This window comes from Streptomyces lushanensis (assembly GCF_001700515.1).
Taxonomy (GTDB): domain Bacteria; phylum Actinomycetota; class Actinomycetes; order Streptomycetales; family Streptomycetaceae; genus Streptomyces; species Streptomyces lushanensis.
This window is the reverse complement of record NZ_MAUD01000010.1, coordinates 1-18,667: the sequence shown is the minus strand read 5'-3', so window position 1 is coordinate 18,667 and position 18,667 is coordinate 1. Positions and strand designations below refer to the sequence as shown.

The 18,667-nt window shown below is 70.5% G+C and carries 18 protein-coding genes; 15 read left to right on the top strand and 3 right to left on the bottom strand.

The features are described from left to right. Window positions 1-68: 68 nt before the first annotated feature. Window positions 69-1,298 carry a DUF349 domain-containing protein gene (locus BFF77_RS00680; RefSeq protein WP_066942659.1) on the bottom strand — a complete coding sequence of 410 codons (1,230 nt, stop codon included), beginning with the start codon at window positions 1,296-1,298 and terminating at the stop codon, window positions 69-71. Between the two features lie 147 nt (window positions 1,299-1,445). Continuing rightward, window positions 1,446-2,255, bottom strand: a complete 810-nt coding sequence (locus BFF77_RS00675) for a peptidylprolyl isomerase (protein WP_066942657.1) — start codon at window positions 2,253-2,255, stop codon at window positions 1,446-1,448. Window positions 2,256-2,391: 136 nt separating this feature from the next. Between BFF77_RS00675 and BFF77_RS00670 the strand changes: the two genes are divergently transcribed. The 4 genes from BFF77_RS00670 (at window position 2,392) to BFF77_RS00655 (ending at window position 6,619) form a co-directional block, all read left to right on the top strand. Beyond that, entirely contained in the window at window positions 2,392-3,114 is a 723-nt protein-coding gene (locus BFF77_RS00670; protein ID WP_066942655.1) for an MBL fold metallo-hydrolase, read from the top strand. A gap of 15 nt (window positions 3,115-3,129) precedes the next feature. Further along, window positions 3,130-4,443 carry a histidine--tRNA ligase gene (gene hisS, locus BFF77_RS00665; protein ID WP_066942653.1) on the top strand — a complete coding sequence of 438 codons (1,314 nt, stop codon included), beginning with the start codon at window positions 3,130-3,132 and terminating at the stop codon, window positions 4,441-4,443. A 100-nt stretch (window positions 4,444-4,543) separates the two neighbouring features. Then, window positions 4,544-5,179 carry a vitamin K epoxide reductase family protein gene (locus BFF77_RS00660; RefSeq protein WP_066942651.1) on the top strand — a complete coding sequence of 212 codons (636 nt, stop codon included), beginning with the start codon at window positions 4,544-4,546 and terminating at the stop codon, window positions 5,177-5,179. Window positions 5,180-5,263: 84 nt separating this feature from the next. After that, window positions 5,264-6,619: a replication-associated recombination protein A gene (locus BFF77_RS00655; RefSeq protein ID WP_066942649.1), complete on the top strand. Its 1,356-nt coding sequence runs from the start codon at window positions 5,264-5,266 to the stop codon at window positions 6,617-6,619. An 11-nt stretch (window positions 6,620-6,630) separates the two neighbouring features. Here BFF77_RS00655 and BFF77_RS00650 read toward each other — a convergent pair whose 3' ends face one another. Further along, complete coding sequence (locus tag BFF77_RS00650) at window positions 6,631-7,323, bottom strand: DUF2470 domain-containing protein (RefSeq protein ID WP_066942647.1); 693 nt, start codon at window positions 7,321-7,323, stop codon at window positions 6,631-6,633. 179 nt (window positions 7,324-7,502) lie between these two features. Here BFF77_RS00650 and rpsD point away from each other — a divergent pair, with 179 nt between their 5' ends. The 11 genes from rpsD to BFF77_RS00595 form a co-directional block, all read left to right on the top strand. Further along, entirely contained in the window at window positions 7,503-8,117 is a 615-nt protein-coding gene (gene rpsD / locus BFF77_RS00645) for a 30S ribosomal protein S4 (RefSeq protein WP_066942645.1), read from the top strand. A 325-nt stretch (window positions 8,118-8,442) separates the two neighbouring features. Further along, on the top strand, window positions 8,443-8,889 hold the full coding sequence (locus BFF77_RS00640) for a DUF948 domain-containing protein (RefSeq protein WP_066942643.1): 447 nt from the start codon (window positions 8,443-8,445) through the stop codon (window positions 8,887-8,889). A gap of 7 nt (window positions 8,890-8,896) precedes the next feature. Further along, window positions 8,897-9,250, top strand: a complete 354-nt coding sequence (locus tag BFF77_RS00635) for a DUF6167 family protein (protein ID WP_066942641.1) — start codon at window positions 8,897-8,899, stop codon at window positions 9,248-9,250. Next, window positions 9,250-11,934, top strand: coding sequence for an alanine--tRNA ligase (alaS, locus tag BFF77_RS00630; protein WP_066942639.1), 2,685 nt, complete (start codon window positions 9,250-9,252; stop codon window positions 11,932-11,934). The genes BFF77_RS00635 and alaS overlap by 1 nt, the downstream gene beginning before the upstream one ends. A 44-nt stretch (window positions 11,935-11,978) precedes the next feature. Continuing rightward, entirely contained in the window at window positions 11,979-12,443 is a 465-nt protein-coding gene (ruvX, locus tag BFF77_RS00625) for a Holliday junction resolvase RuvX (RefSeq protein WP_066942638.1), read from the top strand. 121 nt (window positions 12,444-12,564) lie between these two features. Next, window positions 12,565-14,508 (top strand): endolytic transglycosylase MltG, encoded by a 1,944-nt coding sequence (gene mltG / locus BFF77_RS00620; RefSeq protein ID WP_066942636.1) that lies wholly within the window; start codon window positions 12,565-12,567, stop codon window positions 14,506-14,508. Next, window positions 14,505-15,338: a shikimate dehydrogenase gene (locus BFF77_RS00615; RefSeq protein ID WP_066942634.1), complete on the top strand. Its 834-nt coding sequence runs from the start codon at window positions 14,505-14,507 to the stop codon at window positions 15,336-15,338. The genes mltG and BFF77_RS00615 overlap by 4 nt, the downstream gene beginning before the upstream one ends. 182 nt (window positions 15,339-15,520) lie before the next feature. Beyond that, entirely contained in the window at window positions 15,521-16,705 is a 1,185-nt protein-coding gene (gene aroC / locus BFF77_RS00610; protein WP_066942632.1) for a chorismate synthase, read from the top strand. Continuing rightward, window positions 16,702-17,277 carry a shikimate kinase gene (locus tag BFF77_RS00605; RefSeq protein WP_066942630.1) on the top strand — a complete coding sequence of 192 codons (576 nt, stop codon included), beginning with the start codon at window positions 16,702-16,704 and terminating at the stop codon, window positions 17,275-17,277. Before aroC ends, BFF77_RS00605 begins: the two co-directional genes overlap by 4 nt. Further along, window positions 17,274-18,368, top strand: coding sequence for a 3-dehydroquinate synthase (gene aroB, locus BFF77_RS00600; protein WP_066942628.1), 1,095 nt, complete (start codon window positions 17,274-17,276; stop codon window positions 18,366-18,368). Before BFF77_RS00605 ends, aroB begins: the two co-directional genes overlap by 4 nt. Continuing rightward, the coding region (locus tag BFF77_RS00595; RefSeq protein ID WP_066942677.1) for a type II 3-dehydroquinate dehydratase at window positions 18,365-18,667 on the top strand (303 nt) is incomplete at its 3' end. The genes aroB and BFF77_RS00595, both read left to right, overlap by 4 nt.

Below are 18,667 nucleotides of genomic sequence, written 5' to 3'. Positions count from 1 at the left end.
CTTCCGCTTGTCACGATCACCGGTACCACCGGCTCACGCACCACCTGCCGGCTCGCGTCGGCCCGGCTTCAGCCGCCGAACTCCTGGAGGCCCTTCAGCGCCTGGTCCAGCAGCGCCTGGCGGCCCTCCAGCTCCTTGGCGAGCTTGTCCGCCTTGGCGTTGTTGCCCGCCGCGCGCGCCGCGTCGATCTGCGTACGCAGCTTGTCGACGGCCGCCTGGAGCTGCCCCGTCAGACCCGCGGCACGGGCGCGTGCCTCCGGGTTCGTACGGCGCCACTCGTTCTCCTCGGACTCCTGGAGCGCCCGCTCGACCGTGTGCATCCGGCCCTCGACCTTGGGCCTCGCGTCGCGCGGTACATGCCCGATCGCCTCCCAGCGCTCATTGAGCGCCCGGAAGGCCGCCCTGGCCGCCTTGAGGTCCGTGACCGGCAGCAGCCGCTCGGCCTCGACCGCCAGCTCCTCCTTGAGCTTCAGATTCTCGGTCTGCTCGGCGTCGCGCTCGGCGAAGACCTCGCCGCGCGCCGCGAAGAAGACGTCCTGGGCACCGCGGAAGCGGTTCCACAGCTCGTCCTCGGCCTCGCGCTGGGCGCGGCCCGCCGCCTTCCAGTCCGTCATCAGCTCGCGGTAACGGGCCGCCGTGGTGCCCCAGTCCGTGGAGCCGGAGAGCGACTCGGCCTCCGCGACCAGCTTCTCCTTGGTCTTGCGGGCGTCCTCGCGCTGCGCGTCGAGCGCCGCGAAATGAGCCTTGCGACGCTTGGAGAACGCCGAGCGCGCGTGCGAGAAACGGTGCCACAGCTCGTCGTCGGACTTCCGGTCGAGCCTCGGCAGGCCCTTCCAGGTGTCCACCAGCGCCCGCAGCCGCTCGCCGGCCGAGCGCCACTGGTCGCTCTGGGCGAGCTGTTCCGCCTCGGTGACCAGCGCCTCCTTGGCGTTGCGCGCCTCGTCGGTCTGCTTCGCCCGCTGCGCCTTGCGCTCCTCACGGCGCGAGTCGACCGTCGCGACCAGCCCGTCGAGCCGCTTGCGCAGTGCTTCGAGATCACCCACGGCGTGGTGCTCGTCGATCTGTCCGCGCAGATGGTCGATGGCCGTCGCCGCGTCCTTCGCGGACAGATCGGTGGTCTTCACCCGCCGTTCGAGGAGGTCGATCTCGACGACCAAGCCCTCGTACTTGCGCTCGAAATAGGCCAGAGCCTCCTCGGGAGAGCCTGCCTGCCACGATCCGACGACCTGCTCGCCCTCGGCCGTCCGCACGTACACGGTGCCCGTCTCGTCGACGCGGCCCCACGGGTCGCTGCTCACAGCGCCTCCTCCACCTGATGCCACCGGAACATTGCCCCGGGCATCATCCACAGTTTCCTGGGACGGGCTGCGCCCGCCCTGCACAACGCCAATCTAGGCGACCGGCCGCCCGGCTGTCCGCACTCAGCACGGCCGAAATTCAGAGGGTCACGCCTTGTCGACCGTGCCCTTCTCCACGGTGACGGCCTTCTTGGGCGCGCCGTCGCCCGTACCGCCGTCCACACCGGCCTCCGCCACCGCTTTCACGGTCGCGAGTCCGGCCTCGTCCATGGTCCCGAACGGCGTGTAGCTGGGCGGGAGTTTGGTGTCCTTGTAGACCAGGAAGAACTGGCTTCCGCCGGTGTGCGGCTGGCCGGTATTGGCCATCGCCACGCTTCCCACCGGGTACGTGACGGTGCCGTCCGCCGCCGGCTTGCCGAGGGCGGTCAGATTCTCGTCGGGGATCGTGTAGCCGGGGCCGCCGGTCCCGTCGCCCTTCGGGTCACCGCACTGGAGGACGAAGATGCCCTGCGTGGTCAGACGGTGGCACTTCGTGTTGTCGAAGTAACCCTTGTCCGCGAGGGCCTTGAAGGAGTTCACCGTCTCCGGCGTCTTCTCGGCGTCCATAGTGATCGCGATGTCGCCCTGGTTCGTCTTGAGCGACAGCGTGTACTTCGACGTCTTGTCGATCGCCATCTTCGGCGCGGGCGCGGCGCTCTCCGTCGCCGAAGGGGACGGCGCCGGGGTCGGCTCGGCGGACGCGGAGGCCTCCGGCGAGGACGCCTTGTTCTCGCTGTCCCCGCCGGTCAGACCGCCGGAGGCCCAGGCGGCGGCGCCGCCGACGACCACGACGGCCAGTACGGCGGCGATGACGGTGTTACGGCGCTTCGCCTTCTTCCTGGCCTCCGTCCGGCGCTGCTGCTGCCGCTCGAACTTCTCCCGGGCGAGCTGCCGCCGCCGCTGATCGTTGTTGACCACCGGGTCTACTCCTCGTTGTGTAAGTGATCCTGTCGGTCCGTAGCCCCGTACGGTATCTGGGTTGGCTGTGGAATGAGCAGCGCCGGTAGGCTCTGATCTGCTGCATTCCTCCGCCGGACGACATATAAGGACGATCGTGCTCATTGCCGGGTTCCCCGCCGGGGCCTGGGGGACCAACTGCTATCTGGTCGCCCCCGCCGCGGGTGAGGAGTGCGTGATCATCGACCCGGGCCATCAGGCCACCCAGGGTGTCGAGGACGCGGTGAGAAAGCATCGGCTCAAGCCCGTTGCCGTCATCCTCACCCACGGGCACATCGACCATGTCGCCTCGGTCGTCCCGGTGTGCGGAGCCCATGACGTACCGGCGTGGATCCATCCCGCGGACCGGTACATGATGAGCGACCCGGAGAAGGCGCTCGGCCGCTCGATCGGGATGCCGCTGATGGGCGAGCTGACCGTGGGGGAGCCGGACGATGTCCAGGAGCTGACCGACGGCGCCCGAATGAGCCTGGCGGGCCTGGAGTTCACCGTCGCGCACGCGCCCGGCCATACCAAGGGGTCGGTGGCGTTCGCGATGCCCGAGGCGTTCGGCGGGGCGGATGTCCCCCCGGTCCTCTTCTCGGGCGATCTGCTCTTCGCCGGCTCCATCGGACGCACCGACATGCCCGGTGGCGACCACGCCGAGATGATCGAGTCGCTGGGCCGTGTGTGCCTGCCGCTCGACGACTCGACCGTGGTGCTGTCCGGCCACGGCCCCCAGACGACCATCGGCCGCGAGCGCGCCACCAATCCCTATCTCAGGGAAGTGGCCGCCGGCCACGGAAGCGGCCCCGACGCCGCTCCGCGACGAGGAATGTGACAACACCGGATCACCATGAGCACTTTCCAGGCCCCCAAGGGCACCTACGATCTGATCCCGCCCGACTCCGCCGTCTTCCTCGCGGTGCGTGAGGCGATCTCGACGCCGCTGAGGAACTCCGGCTACGGCTATGTCGAGACGCCCGGCTTCGAGAACGTCGAGCTGTTCGCCCGAGGCGTGGGCGAGTCCACCGACATCGTCTCCAAGGAGATGTACGCCTTCGAGACCAAGGGCGGCGACAGGCTGGCGCTGCGTCCCGAAGGCACCGCCTCCGTCCTGCGCGCCGCGCTGGAGGCCAACCTCCACAAGGCCGGGAATCTGCCGGTCAAGCTGTGGTACTCCGGCTCCTACTACCGCTACGAGCGCCCGCAGAAGGGCCGGTACCGGCACTTCTCGCAGGTCGGCGCCGAGGCGATCGGAGCCGAGGATCCCGCGCTGGACGCCGAGTTGATCATTCTGGCCGACCAGGCGTACCGCTCGCTCGGTCTGCGGAACTTCCGCATCCTGCTCAACTCCCTTGGCGACAAGGAGTGCCGGCCCGTCTACCGCGAGGCGCTCCAGACCTTTCTGCGCGGTCTCGACCTGGACGAGGACACCCGCCGCCGTATCGAGATCAATCCGCTGCGGGTCCTCGACGACAAGCGCGCCGACGTCCAGAAGCAGCTCGTCGGGGCGCCGTTGTTCCGCGACTACCTCTGCGACGCGTGCAAGGCGTACCACGAGGAGGTCAGGGAGCTGCTGACCGCGGCGGGAGTGGTGTACGAGGACGACGAGAGGCTCGTACGCGGTCTCGACTACTACACCCGCACCACGTTCGAGTTCGTCCACGACGGTCTCGGCGCGCAGTCCGCGGTGGGCGGCGGCGGCCGGTACGACGGGCTCTCCGAGATGATCGGCGGCCCCGCGCTGCCGTCCGTCGGCTGGGCACTGGGTGTGGACCGTACGGTGCTGGCGCTGGAGGCCGAGGGCATCCGGCTCGATCTGCCCGGCACCACCAGCGTCTTCGCGGTCCCGCTGGGCGAGGAGGCCAGACGCCGGCTCTTCGCCGTGGTCACCGAGCTGCGCAGGGCCGGGATCGCCGCCGACTTCGCGTACGGCGGCAAGGGCCTCAAGGGCGCCATGAAGAACGCCAACAGGTCCGGTGCCCGCTACACGATCGTCGCGGGCGAACGCGATCTCGCCGACGGCGTGGCCCAGCTCAAGGACATGGAGAGCGGCGAGCAGGCGCCGGTCCCGCTCGACGGCCTGGTCACCGAACTGGCACGGCGGCTCGGCCGAGGCCACGGCCGGGCCGGGACGCCGGACGTGCTGGAAGGCACGGACGGCTGAGAGCACGGATGTGGGGGACTGGCTTGAGGGCCACCGGAGGGGGTGCGGCACAATGAGGCTGCGCCCCACGGCCCCGGAGTGATGGAACGGCGATATCGACATGACGAGTGCAGCAGTGGACCAGGCCTCCTCCGATCGGGAGGAGCGGAGCGCCGCCGGTACGGTCGGCGGCACCCGGGCGTTCGCGCTGCTGCTGGTGATCACCGGCGCCGCCGGCCTGCTGGCGGCGTGGGTGATCACGCTCGACAAGTTCAAGCTGCTCGAGGACCCGGACTTCACACCGGGATGCAGTCTCAATCCCGTGGTGTCCTGCGGCAATGTCATGAAGAGCGAGCAGGCGTCGGTCTTCGGCTTCCCGAATCCGATGCTGGGGCTGGTCGCCTACGCCGTGGTGATCGCCGTCGGTGTGGGGCTGCTGTCCGGGGCTCGCCACCGGCGGTGGTTCTGGCTCGGGCTGAACGCGGGCACGCTCTTCGGCGTCGGGTTCTGCACCTGGCTCCAGTACCAGTCGCTGTACAGCATCAACGCGCTCTGCCTCTGGTGCTGTCTGGCCTGGGTCGCCACGATCACCATGTTCTGGTACGTGACGTCGCACAACGTCCGCCGTGGCGTGCTGCCCGCGCCCGGTGCGCTGCGCGGCTTCCTCGGCGAGTTCACCTGGGTACTGCCCGCACTGCACATCGGGATCATCGGGATGCTCGTCCTGACCCGGTGGTGGGACTTCTGGACGAGCTGAGCCGGCGGCCCGGCCACCGCGCGGCCAAGGCCGCCCGGACCGCCCGGACCTGCGTTGTCAGTGGTCTGGCATAGGCTTCGACGCGTGGAGCCCGACCTTTTTACCGCAGCGGCCGAAGAACGCCAGGAGAAGGATCCGTCCAGCAGCCCCCTGGCCGTCCGGATGCGCCCGCGCGTCCTTGACGAAGTCGTCGGCCAGGCGCATCTGCTCAAGCCCGGATCACCGCTGCGCAGGCTGGTGGGAGAGGGCGGCGGCGGTCCCGCGGGACCTTCGTCCGTGATTCTCTGGGGCCCGCCCGGCACCGGCAAGACGACGCTCGCGTATGTCGTCTCCAAGGCGACCAACAAGCGCTTCGTGGAGCTGTCCGCGATCACCGCGGGCGTCAAGGAGGTACGGGCCGTCATCGACGGAGCCCGCCGGGCCTCCGGCGGCTTCGGCAAGGACACCGTCCTCTTCCTCGACGAGATCCACCGCTTCAGCAAGGCCCAGCAGGACTCCCTGCTGCCCGCGGTGGAGAACCGCTGGGTGACGCTCATCGCCGCCACCACCGAGAATCCCTACTTCTCGGTGATCTCCCCGCTGCTCTCCCGCTCCCTGCTGCTCACGCTGGAGCCGCTCACGGACGAGGACCTGCGCGCTCTGCTCCGCCGCGCGCTCACCGAGGAGCGCGGTCTCGGGGGCGCGCTCACCCTCCCCGAGGACGCCGAGGCGCATCTGCTGCGGATCGCGGGCGGCGACGCCCGCCGCGCGCTGACCGCCCTGGAGGCCGCGGCCGGCGCGGCGCTCGACAAGGGCGAGGCGGAGATCGCCCTCAGGACGGTGGAGGAGACCGTCGACCGCGCGGCGGTGAACTACGACCGCCAGGGGGACCAGCACTACGACGTGGCGAGCGCGCTCATCAAGTCGATCCGGGGCTCCGACGTGGACGCGGCGCTGCACTATCTGGCGCGGATGATCGACGCCGGGGAGGACCCCCGGTTCATCGCCAGGCGGCTGATGATCTCGGCGAGCGAGGACATCGGTCTCGCCGATCCCACCGCGCTGCCGACGGCGGTCGCCGCCGCCCAGGCCGTGGCCATGATCGGCTTTCCCGAGGCCGCTCTCACCCTGAGCCACGCCACCATCGCCCTGGCCCTCGCGCCGAAGTCGAACGCGGCCACCACCGCGATCTCGGCGGCACTGGAGGATGTGCGCAAGGGACTGGCCGGACCGGTCCCGGCCCATCTCCGCGACGGCCACTACCAGGGCGCGGCCAAGCTCGGCCATGCCCAGGGCTATGTGTATCCGCATGATGTGCCGGGCGGTGTCGCCGCCCAGCAGTACGCGCCGGACGGCGTGCGGGACAGGCGTTACTACGAGCCCACGCGGTACGGCGCCGAGGCGCGGTACGCGGATGTGGTGGACAAGGTGCGCGAGCGGCTGCGCGGCGACGGCGGCTGATCGGGCCGGTCTCAGCGCGAGGCCGCGTCGAAGAGCGTGTGCATGGCCCGGCGCAGCTCGCTCATGCTCCGTACCGGCTCGGGAAAGTCGAAGCGGGCGTCGAAGCACTGGACACCGGTGAAGCGCACCCGCAGTCCGTAGCGGTCGAGCCCGACCGGTACGGCCGCGGTCCCGGCCGCGGTCAGGGCCCCGGAGCGCTCGCCGAGCAGTCCCCGCAGCGTCCCCACCTCGGCGCTGTGCGCGGAGTGGAGATGCTGGAGCAGCTCCGCCTCGTGCTCCGTCAGCGGATCCGGCACGGCCGCCGCGAAGTCCTCGGGCGCCACCTCGTCCGCGCCCCAGAGATCGTCCACGAACGCCTCGTCCACCGTCAGCCGCACAACCCTGCGCCCGTCCTCCGAGGGCCCCGGCTCCACGGTCAGCGGCCCGGAGAGCCAGGCCCGGCCCCGGATACGGTGGGGCACGGAGACCGGCGCGACATCCGTGAGCTCCAGCACCGCGGTCAGCCCGCCCTCCGGCGGGCGCGTGGCGGCCCGTACGGCGGGAGAGCCGGCCGGGAGGACGAGCAGCACCCCGCCGTCGGGCCCGACGGTCCGCGTCGCGGGCGTGTACTGACCGGGCCCTGCCCCGTCCGGGCCCGGGACGAGCAGCACCGACGAGCATGTACCCTGTACGAGAGTTCGTGTGCGTTCGGCTGCTGACGGCATCCGATCGATTTCAAGCCCGCTGGGACGCGGCTGACCATGAGCTGATCGGACCTCCGTCGAATCGGTGCCGTGCGCGTCGAGACTGCTGTCTGTGATGCGTGTGGTGTTCCCGGAGCGAGACATGCGATCTCCTTAAGTAAGGTGAGCCTAACCTAACCTACAACGGAGGTCTGGAGAACGTGCCTAACCAGTCGCGTCCCAAGGTCAAGAAGTCCCGTGCGCTCGGTATCGCGCTGACGCCGAAGGCCGTCAAGTACTTCGAGGCCCGTCCCTACCCGCCGGGTGAGCACGGTCGTGGACGCAAGCAGAACAGTGACTACAAGGTCCGTCTGCTGGAGAAGCAGCGTCTGCGCGCCCAGTACGACATCAGCGAGCGCCAGATGGCCCGCGCCTACGACCGCGCCAAGAAGGCCGAGGGCAAGACGGGCGAGGCCCTGGTCGTCGAGCTGGAGCGCCGTCTCGACGCGCTGGTGCTGCGTTCGGGCATCGCCCGCACCATCTACCAGGCCCGCCAGATGGTCGTGCACGGCCACATCGAGGTCAACGGCGACAAGGTCGACAAGCCGTCCTTCCGCGTCCGTCCCGACGACGTGGTGATGGTCCGCGAGCGCAGCCGCGACAAGGTTCCCTTCCAGGTCGCGCGTGAGGGTGGCTACGACACCGACGGCGAGACCCCGCGCTACCTCCAGGTCAACCTGAAGGCCCTGGCGTTCCGCCTGGACCGTGACCCGCAGCGCAAGGAGATCCCGGTCATCTGCGACGAGCAGCTCGTCGTCGAGTACTACGCCCGCTGATCCGGATCCGGCGGCTCGACAGCGCCTGATTCCACGGCACTTCGCGCAGGCACTCCATGTGTGTGCCGCGCCCCGGCCCGCCGTCTCCCCGCCCTTCCCGGTGGGAGAGCCGGCGGGCTTTCGTGCGGCGGGGGACGGCCGGAAGGGCCGTCGCACGGCGCACGGGGAGTGCTCGCCCGGCGGCGCTCCGTACAGCCCTCCCCGGTAACTCCCGTGCTGCGACCTCCTTATGCGGTACAGGGTGTGACCTCCGGCGCGATAGGGTCGGAGGACGACTTTCCAGTCGCCTTCCATAAGACCGTCGACGATCAGGGAGCGGTGCGGCGTGACCGGTGGAGAGGTTGCCGGGATCCTGGTGGCCGTGTTCTGGGCCATCCTGGTCTCCTTCCTGGCCGTGGTGCTGGTGAGGCTGGCCCAGACGCTCAGGGCGACCACCAGGCTCGTGGCCGAGGTGACCGAGCAGGCGGTGCCGCTGCTGGCCGACGCCTCCGCGACGGTCCGCTCCGCGCAGACCCAGCTCGACCGCGTCGACGCCATCGCGACGGACGTCCAGGAAGTCACCTCCAACGCCTCGGCGCTCTCCACGACGGTCGCCTCGACCTTCGGCGGACCGCTCGTCAAGGTCGCGGCGTTCGGCTACGGCGTACGCCAGGCCATGGGACGCAGAGGACCGGCCGCCGCGCCGGACGGGCCCGCGCAGCCTGCCGACCGCCGCAGGGTGGTCGTCGGCCGTACGCTCCCGTCCGCCCGGCGCAGGAACAAGAAGGGCTGACGCAGCGATGCTCCGCCGTACGTTCTGGTTCACCGCGGGCGCCGCGGCCGGTGTCTGGGCCACCACCAAGGTCCACCGCAAGCTCAGGCAGCTCACTCCGGAGAGCCTCGCCGCCCAGGCCGCGAACAAGGCGATCGACGCCGGGCACAAGGTGAGGGAATTCGCCGTTGACGTGAGAGCGGGCATGGCGCGGCGCGAAGCCGAGCTGGGCGAGGCGCTGGGCCTGGAGGCGCCGGCCGACCGCGCGCTTCCCGCACCCCGGCGGCTGGCCGCCGTCGAGTACACCGAACGCACCGGGACCACGCCGCGTACCGGAACCGCACACTCCTACAACCCGCCCAACCGGAATGAGGACCACTGATGGAGTCGGCTGAAATCCGCCGCCGCTGGCTGAGCTTCTTCGAGGAGCGCGGGCACACCGTCGTGCCTTCGGCGTCGCTCATCGCGGACGACCCGACTCTGCTGCTGGTCCCGGCGGGCATGGTGCCGTTCAAGCCGTATTTCCTCGGCGAGGTCAAGCCGCCCGCCCCGCGCGCCACCAGCGTCCAGAAGTGCGTCCGCACGCCGGACATCGAAGAGGTCGGCAAGACCACCCGGCACGGCACCTTCTTCCAGATGTGCGGCAACTTCTCCTTCGGCGACTACTTCAAGGAAGGCGCCATCACCTACGCCTGGGAGCTGCTCACCACTCCCGTGGCCGACGGCGGATACGGGCTCGACCCCGAGCGGCTGTGGATCACCGTCTATCTGGACGACGACGAGGCCGAGCAGATCTGGCGGGAGAAGATCGGCGTACCCGCCGAGCGCATCCAGCGGCTGGGCAAGAAGGACAACTTCTGGTCGATGGGCGTTCCCGGGCCCTGCGGCCCCTGCTCGGAGATCAACTACGACCGGGGTCCCGAGTTCGGCATCGAGGGCGGTCCGGCCGTCAACGACGAGCGGTACGTGGAGATCTGGAACCTGGTCTTCATGCAGTACGAGCGCGGTGAGGGCACCTCGAAGGAGGACTTCGAGATCCTCGGCGACCTGCCGTCCAAGAACATCGACACCGGTCTCGGTCTCGAACGTCTCGCCATGATCCTGCAAGACGTGCAGAACATGTACGAGACAGACACCCTGCGGGTGGTCATGGACAAGGCCACCGAGCTCACCGGGGTGCGGTACGGCTCGGACCACACCACCGATGTCGCACTGCGTGTGGTGGCCGACCATATTCGTACCTCCGTGATGCTGATCGGTGACGGAGTCACCCCGGGCAACGAGGGACGCGGCTATGTGCTGCGCCGCATCATGCGCCGTGCCATCCGCAACATGCGTCTGCTCGGCGCCACGGAAGCGGTCGTCGCCGATCTCGCCGATGTCGTGATCAAGACGATGGGGCAGCAGTACCCGGAGCTGGAGACCGACCGCCGGCGTATCGAGACCGTGGCCGTCGCCGAGGAGGCCGCCTTCCTCAAGGCCCTCAAGGGCGGGACGAACATCCTCGACACGGCCGTCACCGAGACCAAGGCCGCCGGCGGCCGGATCCTCTCCGGCGACAAGGCCTTCCTGCTCCATGACACCTGGGGCTTCCCGATCGACCTCACCCTGGAGATGGCCGCCGAGCAGGGCCTGTCCGTGGACGAGGACGGCTTCCGCCGGCTGATGAAGGAGCAGCGCGACCGGGCGAAGGCCGATGCCAAGGCCAAGAAGTCCGGTCACGCCGATCTCTCCGCGTACCGCTCGGTCGCCGACAGCAACGGCATTACCGAGTTCACCGGCTACACCGCCACCGAGGGCGAGTCCACGATCGTCGGACTGCTGGTCGACGGGGTGCCCTCGCCCGCCGCCACCGAGGGCGACGAGGTCGAGATCGTGCTCGACCGCACGCCTTTCTACGCCGAGGGCGGCGGCCAGCTCGCCGACCAGGGGCGGATCAGGCTCGACACCGGCGCGGTCGTCCAGGTGCGCGATGTCCAGCAGCCGGTGCCCGGAGTCTCCGTGCACAAGGGATCCGTGCAGGTCGGCGAGGTGACGGTGGGTGCCTCCGCCTATGCCGCCATCGATCTGAACCGCCGCCGCGCCATCGCCCGTGCCCACAGCGCCACCCACCTCACGCACCAGGCACTGCGCGACGCCCTCGGCCCGACGGCCGCCCAGGCCGGCTCCGAGAACTCGCCGGGCCGCTTCCGCTTCGACTTCGGCTCGCCCGCCGCCGTACCCGGCACGGTCCTGCTCGATGTCGAGCAGAAGATCAACGAGGTGCTCGCCCGCGAGCTCGACGTCCATGCCGAGGTGATGGGCATCGACGAGGCCAGGAAGCAGGGCGCCATCGCCGAGTTCGGCGAGAAGTACGGCGAGCGGGTCCGCGTGGTCACCATCGGCGACTTCTCCAAGGAACTCTGCGGCGGTACGCATGTCCGCAACACGGCCCAGCTCGGTCTGGTGAAGCTGCTCGGCGAGTCCTCGATCGGCTCGGGCGTACGGCGTATCGAGGCCCTGGTCGGTGTCGACGCGTACAGCTTCCTGGCCAAGGAGCACACCGTCGTCGCCCAGCTCCAGGAGCTGGTCAAGGGCCGCCCGGAGGAGCTGCCCGAGAAGATCTCCGGGATGCTCGCCAAGCTCAAGGACGCCGAGAAGGAGATCGAGAGGTTCCGCGCCGAGAAGGTCCTCGCCGCCGCCGCGGGGCTGGCCGGGAGCGCCGTTGAAGTACGGGGCACGGCCCTGGTCACCGGACAGGTCCCGGACGGCACCTCGGCCGACGACCTGCGCAAGCTGGTCCTCGATGTCCGGGGCCGGCTGGACCAGCAGTCCGGGGCCGCCGACCGGCCGGCCGTCGTGGCCCTGTTCACCACGGCCAACGGGCGTCCGCTGACGGTCATCGCCACCAACGAGGCCGCCCGCCGGCGCGGTCTCAAGGCCGGTGACCTGGTCCGTACCGCCGCCAAGACACTCGGCGGCGGCGGGGGCGGCAAGCCGGACGTGGCCCAGGGCGGCGGCCAGAACGCCGACGCGATCGGCGACGCCGTGGCCGCGGTCGAGCGCCTCGTCGCCGAGACCTCGTGAGCGGCACGGGCGCGGCGCCCGGCCCGGAAGGGATCTGATCCCGGATGCGACGGGGACGCAGGCTCGCGATCGACGTCGGGGACGCCCGGATCGGGGTCGCCTCGTGCGATCCCGACGGGATCCTCGCCACGCCGGTGGAGACCGTGCCGGGACGCGACGTCCCGGCCGCCCACCGGCGGCTGCGCGAGCTTGTCGAGGAGTACGAACCGGTCGAGGTGGTGATCGGGCTGCCCAGGTCCCTCAGCGGAGGCGAGGGACCGGCCGCGGCGAAGGTACGTGTGTTCGCACAGGAGCTGGCCAGAGGCGTCGCGCCGCTGCCGGTACGACTGGTCGACGAGCGGATGAGCACAGTGACGGCCGGCCAGGGACTGCGCGCCTCGGGCGTGAAGTCCAGGAAAGGCCGGTCCGTCATCGACCAGGTGGCGGCGGTCGTCATCCTTCAGAGCGCGCTGGAGGCCGAACGGGTCTCTGGTGAGCCACCGGGTGAGGGCGTCGAAGTGGTCATCTGATCGCGATACGGTAACGTTCCGCGCGATGCGGTGGTGTTCGAACAGCCGCCGCACAGCAAAGAGGCGAAACGGATGCCGTGCCACCGCTCAGCCACCGCCGCCTCGCGGCTCTAGGGGATCGATGACTGACTATGGCCGGGGCCCCGGCTCCGAACCGTGGCACCCCGAGGACCCCCTGTACGGGGACCCGGGGTGGGGAGCACAGCAGGCCGACGACGGCCAGGCTCCCTACGGCGGGCAGCCGCAGCAGCAGTACCCGCAGCAGCACGCGCAGCCCCAGACGCAGTACGGGCCAGGGCAGGACCCGTACCAGCAGTACCACCCGCAGCACCCACAGCAGTACGGCCAGCAGCAGGCCGGGCAGCCACATGTGGGGCAGCAACAGGGTGGACAGCCACATGTGGGCCAGCAACACGCAGGCCAGCCGCAGAGTGGGCAGCCGCAGCAGCAGCCGCATGTGGGGCAGCAGGCCGGGCAGCCGCAGTACGCCGCCCAGCAGCAGTACGGCGGCCCGCAGCAGCAGGGGCACCACCCTCAGCAGGCACACCATCCCCAGCAGCAGGCGCATCCTCAGCACCCCCAGCAGCAGCATCAGCAGCAGCAGGCACACCCGCAGCAGCACCAGCAGCCCCAGTACAGCGATCCGCAGTACAACGGCGCCTGGGACACCGGCCAGCAGGCCACCATGCCGTACGCCGGGAATCCCGCCGGGCCCTACGACGGCGGGCAGGATGTCGGCTACGGCTCGAACCAGGACTACTACGGCACTCCCGACGCGTACCCGCCGCCGCAGCCCCCGGCCCAGCGCAGGGCCGAACCCGAGCCCGGCAGCGAGTGGGAGGAAGGCCAGGAGGACGAGAGCCACCCGTTCTTCACCGGCGACGAGGACAAGGACGGCGACGACGGCGAGCAGGACGAGCCGGGCACCGACCGCCGGGGCAACGGCCGCGACCGCCGGGGCAGGACCAAGAAGAAGAGCCACAACGGCTTCGCCTGCCTGTTCATGAGCGTGGTGCTGGTCGGCGGTGTCGGCGGTGTCGGCTATGTCGGTTACCAGTTCCTCCAGGACAAGTTCGGCGCGCCGCCGGACTTCGTGGGCGAGGGCTCGGGCTCGGTCCAGGTGGAGATCCCCCAGGGCGCGGGCGGCTACGAGATCGCCTCGATCCTGGTGAAGAGCGGCGTCGTCAAGAGCCAGGGCGCGTTCGTCGCCGCACAGCGGCAGAACCCCAAGGGCAACTCGATCCAGGCGGGCGTCTACACGCTCAGCAAGGGCATGTCCGCGGCCCAGGCCGTGAAGACGATGCTCAGCCCCACCAGCCACAACGCGCTGATCATCCCCGAGGGCAAGCGCAACGTCTGGGTCTACGAGCAGATGGACAAGCGGCTCGAACTCAAGAAGGGCTCGACCGCGGCGGTCGCCAAGGCGCAGGCCAAGAACCTCGGTCTGCCGTCCTGGGCGAAGGGCTCCAAGGACATCAAGGACCCGCTGGAGGGCTTCCTGTTCCCGGCGAGCTACCCGGTCGCCAAGGGCATGAAGCCGGAGGCCATCCTGAAGAAGATGGTCGCCCGCGCCGCCGCCGAGTACAGCAAGGTGGATCTGGACGCCGAGGCCGACAAGCTGGGTCTCAAGTCGCCGCTGGAAGTGATCACCGTCGCGAGCCTCGTCCAGGCGGAGGGCAAGTACAAGCACGACTTCGACAAGGTCGCCCGCGTCGTCTACAACCGTCTGGAACCGGACAACACCGAGACCGTCGGCCGTCTGGAATTCGACTCCACGGTCAACTACATCAAGGCCCAGAGCAGACTGGACCTCGGCGCCGTCGACAATCTGCGCAAGCTCAAGGACCCGTACAACACGTACGACATCAAGGGTCTCCCGCCCGGTCCCATCGGGAACCCGGGAGCCGAAGCCCTTCAGTCGGCGCTCGACCCGGCGCCCGGTCCCTGGTACTACTTCGTCTCGGTCACCGAGGACAAGACGCTCTTCGCCGAGACCAACGAGGAGCACGAGCGCAACCGCGCCGAGTACGAGAGGCAGAGCCGGAAGGAGAGCTCGAAGCGGTGAACCCACGCAGACGGGCGGCGGTTCTCGGGTCGCCCATCGCGCACTCGCTCTCGCCGGTGCTGCACCGGGCGGCCTACGCCGGCCTCGGCCTCACGGGCTGGTCCTACGACCGGTTCGAGGTGGCCGAGGCGGGGCTGCCCGGCTTCCTCGAAGGGCTGCGCGGCGACGGCTCATGGGCCGGGCTCTCGCTGACCATGCCGCTCAAACGGGCCGTCATCCCGCTGCTGGACGACATCACCGCCACGGCGGCCTCGGTGGAGGCGGTCAACACGGTGGTCATCGGCGAGGACGGCCGCCGCACGGGCGACAACACCGACATCCCCGGCATGATCGCCGCGCTGGACGAGCGGGGTGTCCGCACGGTCGGCTCCGCGGCGGTCCTGGGCGCGGGCGCCACCGCCTCGTCCGCGCTCGCGGCCCTCTCCCGGATCTGTACGGGCCGGGTGACGGCGTATGTGCGCAGCGAGGCCCGCGCGGCCGAGATGCGCGGCTGGGGCGAGCGGCTCGGTGTCGGGATCCGTACCGCGGCGTGGGAGGACGCGGCCGAGGCCTTCGAGGCGCCCCTGGTGATCGCGACGACACCGGCGGGCACCACCGACGCGCTGGCACCCCTGGTCCCCGAGCGGCCGGGCACACTCTTCGACGTGCTGTACGAGCCCTGGCCCACCGCGCTCGCCGCCGCCTGGTCGGCCCGCGGCGGCCCCGTCGTCTCCGGCCTCGACCTGCTCGTGCACCAGGCCGTCCTCCAGGTGGAGCAGATGACGGGCCGCTCACCCGCGCCGCTCGCCTCGATGCGCAAGGCGGGCGAACAGGCGCTGGAGAGCCGCTAGGCCCTGTCCGTCCTGTCCGGCGTGCGGGCGGGCCGTGTCCGGTCGTCCGCGTTCCGGTTGTGTCCGTTCGCTGGACGTGAGGGCGGTTCGTCCGGTGGAGCGTGGGAGGATCGGAGACGGCGGGCCAGGGCCGCGCACCGGTCGCGCCATCACCAGTCGAGGCGCGAGCATGAGGAGCACCGTTGAGCAGGCTGCGTTGGCTGACCGCTGGGGAGTCGCACGGACCCGCACTCGTGGCGACGCTGGAGGGTCTCCCCGCCGGTGTGCCGATCACCACGGACATGGTGGCGGACCATCTCGCCCGCCGGCGCCTCGGCTACGGACGTGGCGCGCGCATGAAGTTCGAGCGTGACGAGGTGACCTTCCTCGGCGGCGTACGCCACGGGCTGACGATGGGATCGCCGGTCGCGATCATGGTCGGCAATACCGAGTGGCCCAAGTGGGAGCAGGTCATGGCGGCCGATCCGGTCGATCCGGACGTGCTCGCCGGGCTCGCCCGCAACGAGCCGCTGACCAGGCCCAGGCCCGGCCACGCCGATCTCGCCGGAATGCAGAAGTACGGCTTCGAGGAGGCACGGCCGGTCCTGGAGCGGGCCAGCGCCCGGGAGACCGCGGCCCGTGTCGCGCTCGGCGCCGTGGCCCGCTCGTACCTCAAGGAGACCGCCGGGATCGAGGTCGTGTCCCATGTCGTGGAGCTGGCGGAGGCCAAGGCTCCGTACGGCGTCCACCCGACGCCGGCCGATGTGGAGCGGCTGGACGCCGATCCGGTGCGCTGCCTCGACGCGGACGCGAGCAAGGCGATGGTCGCCGAGATCGATCAGGCCCACAAGGACGGTGACACGCTCGGCGGGGTCGTGGAGGTCCTGGCGTACGGCGTGCCCGTCGGTCTCGGCTCGCACGTCCACTGGGACCGCAGGCTGGACTCGCGGCTCGCCGCCGCGCTGATGGGCATCCAGGCCATCAAGGGTGTCGAGATCGGGGACGGCTTCGGGCTGGCGCGGGTGCCGGGATCGCGGGCGCACGACGAGATCGTGGCGACCGACGACGGCATCAGGCGCGCGTCGGGCCGGTCCGGCGGTACCGAGGGCGGGCTGACGACGGGTGAGCTGCTGCGCGTACGGGCCGCGATGAAGCCCATCGCGACCGTCCCCAAGGCGCTCGCCACCGTCGACGTGGTCACGGGCGAGGCCGCGAAGGCCCACCACCAGCGCTCCGACGTCTGTGCCGTGCCGGCCGCGGGCATCGTCGCCGAGGCCATGGTGGCGCTGACCCTCGCGGACGCGGTCGCCGAGAAGTTCGGCGGCGACAGCGTCCCGGAGACGCGCCGCAACGTCCGCGCGTACCTCGACAACCTCCAGATCCGATGAGCGCGCCGGAGCCGGCGGCCGGACCGGTCGTCGTCCTGGTCGGTCCGATGGGCGTCGGCAAGACCACCGTGGGCGAGCTGCTCGCGGAACGGCTCGGCACGGGCTTCCGCGACAGCGACGCCGATATCGTCGCCGCGCAGGCCAAGCCGGTCTCGGACATCTTCGTCGAGAGCGGCGAGGAGCACTTCCGCGAGCTGGAGCGGGCGGCGGTACGGACGGCGGTCGCCGAACACCGCGGCGTGCTGGCGCTCGGCGGCGGCGCGGTCCTCGACGCCTCCACCCGTGAACTGCTCACCGGACTGCCCGTCGTCTATCTGTCGGTCGAGGTCGGCGAGGCCGTCAAGCGCGTCGGGCTGAACACCGCGCGCCCGCTGCTGGTGGTCAATCCACGCAAGCAGTGGAAGGAGCTGATGGACGCCCGCCGCCATCACTACACGGATGTGGCACGCGTGGTGGTCGCGACCGACGACCGGACACCCGAGGAGGTCGCGGACGCGGTCCTCGACGCGCTCGGGCTGAAGCAGCACCCCGGAGAAGAGCCCCGGACCCCCGGCAAGGAGAAGCAGGTATGACGGACCAGGCACTCACCCGTATCCAGGTCGGCGGCACCGCCGGGCACGACCCGTACGAGGTGCTGGTCGGCAGGCGGCTGCTGGGGGAGCTGCCCGCGCTCATCGGCCAGAAGGCCCGGCGGGTCGCGGTCGTGCACCCCGAGGCGCTCGCCGGGACGGGTGAGGCGCTGCGCCAGGATCTCGCCGACCAGGGATACGAGGCCGTCGCCATCCAGGTGCCCAACGCCGAGGAGGCCAAGACCGTCGAGGTCGCGGCGTACTGCTGGAAGGCGCTCGGGCAGACCGGTTTCACCCGGACCGACGTGATCGTCGGTGTCGGCGGCGGGGCCACCACCGATCTGGCGGGATTCGTGGCGGCGTCCTGGCTGCGCGGTGTGCGCTGGATCGCCGTACCGACCACGGTGCTCGCCATGGTCGACGCGGCGGTGGGCGGCAAGACCGGTATCAACACCGCCGAGGGCAAGAACCTCGTCGGCGCCTTCCATCCGCCGGCAGGCGTCCTCTGCGACCTCGCCGCGCTGGACTCGCTCGGCGTGAACGACTACGTCAGCGGGATGGCCGAGATCATCAAGGCGGGCTTCATCGCGGACCCGGCCATCCTCGACCTGGTCGAGGCCGATCCCGAGGGCGCCCGTACCCCGTCCGGCGCGCACACCGCCGAGCTGATCGAGCGCTCGATCCGGGTCAAGGCCGAGGTCGTCTCCAACGACCTCAAGGAGTCCGGTCTGCGCGAGATCCTCAACTACGGCCACACGCTGGCGCACGCCATCGAGAAGAACGAGCGGTACAAGTGGCGGCACGGCGCGGCCGTCTCGGTCGGCATGGTCTTCGCGGCGGAACTGGGCCGGCTGGCCGGTCGCCTCGACGACGCGACCGCCGACCGGCACCGCTCGGTGCTGGAGTCCGTCGGGCTGCCGCTGACCTACCGCGGTGACCAGTGGCCCAGGCTGCTGGAGACGATGAGGGTCGACAAGAAGTCCCGCGGCGACCTGCTGCGCTTCATCGTGCTGGACGGTCTCGCCAAGCCCACCGTGCTGGAGGGCCCCGACCCGGCGGTGCTGCTCGCCGCGTACGGGGAGGTGTCGGCGTGACCCGGCGGGTCCTCGTGCTCAACGGGCCCAACCTCGGCCGCCTCGGCTCGCGCGAGCCGGACGTGTACGGGGCCACCACGTACGCCGGACTGGTCGATGTCTGCCGGACTCTTGGCAAGGAGCTGGGCTTCGATGTCGACGTACGGGAGACGAACGACGAGGGCGAGCTGATCCGGTGGCTGCACGAGGCCGCGGACGGCGCGATCCCGGTCGTCCTCAACCCGGGCGCCTTCACGCACTACTCGTACGGGATGAGGGACGCGGCGGCGCAGCGCACCGCGCCGCCGCGTCCCTCATCC

Coding starts and splice junctions, on each gene's coding strand:
- hisS (WP_066942653.1), top strand. CDS start 3,130: ATGAGCACTTTCCAGGCCCCCAAGGGCACCTACGATCTGATCCCGCCC.
- BFF77_RS00660 (WP_066942651.1), top strand. CDS start 4,544: ATGACGAGTGCAGCAGTGGACCAGGCCTCCTCCGATCGGGAGGAGCGG.
- BFF77_RS00650 (WP_066942647.1), bottom strand. CDS start 7,323: ATGCCGTCAGCAGCCGAACGCACACGAACTCTCGTACAGGGTACATGC.
- BFF77_RS00635 (WP_066942641.1), top strand. CDS start 8,897: ATGCTCCGCCGTACGTTCTGGTTCACCGCGGGCGCCGCGGCCGGTGTC.
- alaS (WP_066942639.1), top strand. CDS start 9,250: ATGGAGTCGGCTGAAATCCGCCGCCGCTGGCTGAGCTTCTTCGAGGAG.
- ruvX (WP_066942638.1), top strand. CDS start 11,979: ATGCGACGGGGACGCAGGCTCGCGATCGACGTCGGGGACGCCCGGATC.
- mltG (WP_066942636.1), top strand. CDS start 12,565: ATGACTGACTATGGCCGGGGCCCCGGCTCCGAACCGTGGCACCCCGAG.
- BFF77_RS00605 (WP_066942630.1), top strand. CDS start 16,702: ATGAGCGCGCCGGAGCCGGCGGCCGGACCGGTCGTCGTCCTGGTCGGT.
- aroB (WP_066942628.1), top strand. CDS start 17,274: ATGACGGACCAGGCACTCACCCGTATCCAGGTCGGCGGCACCGCCGGG.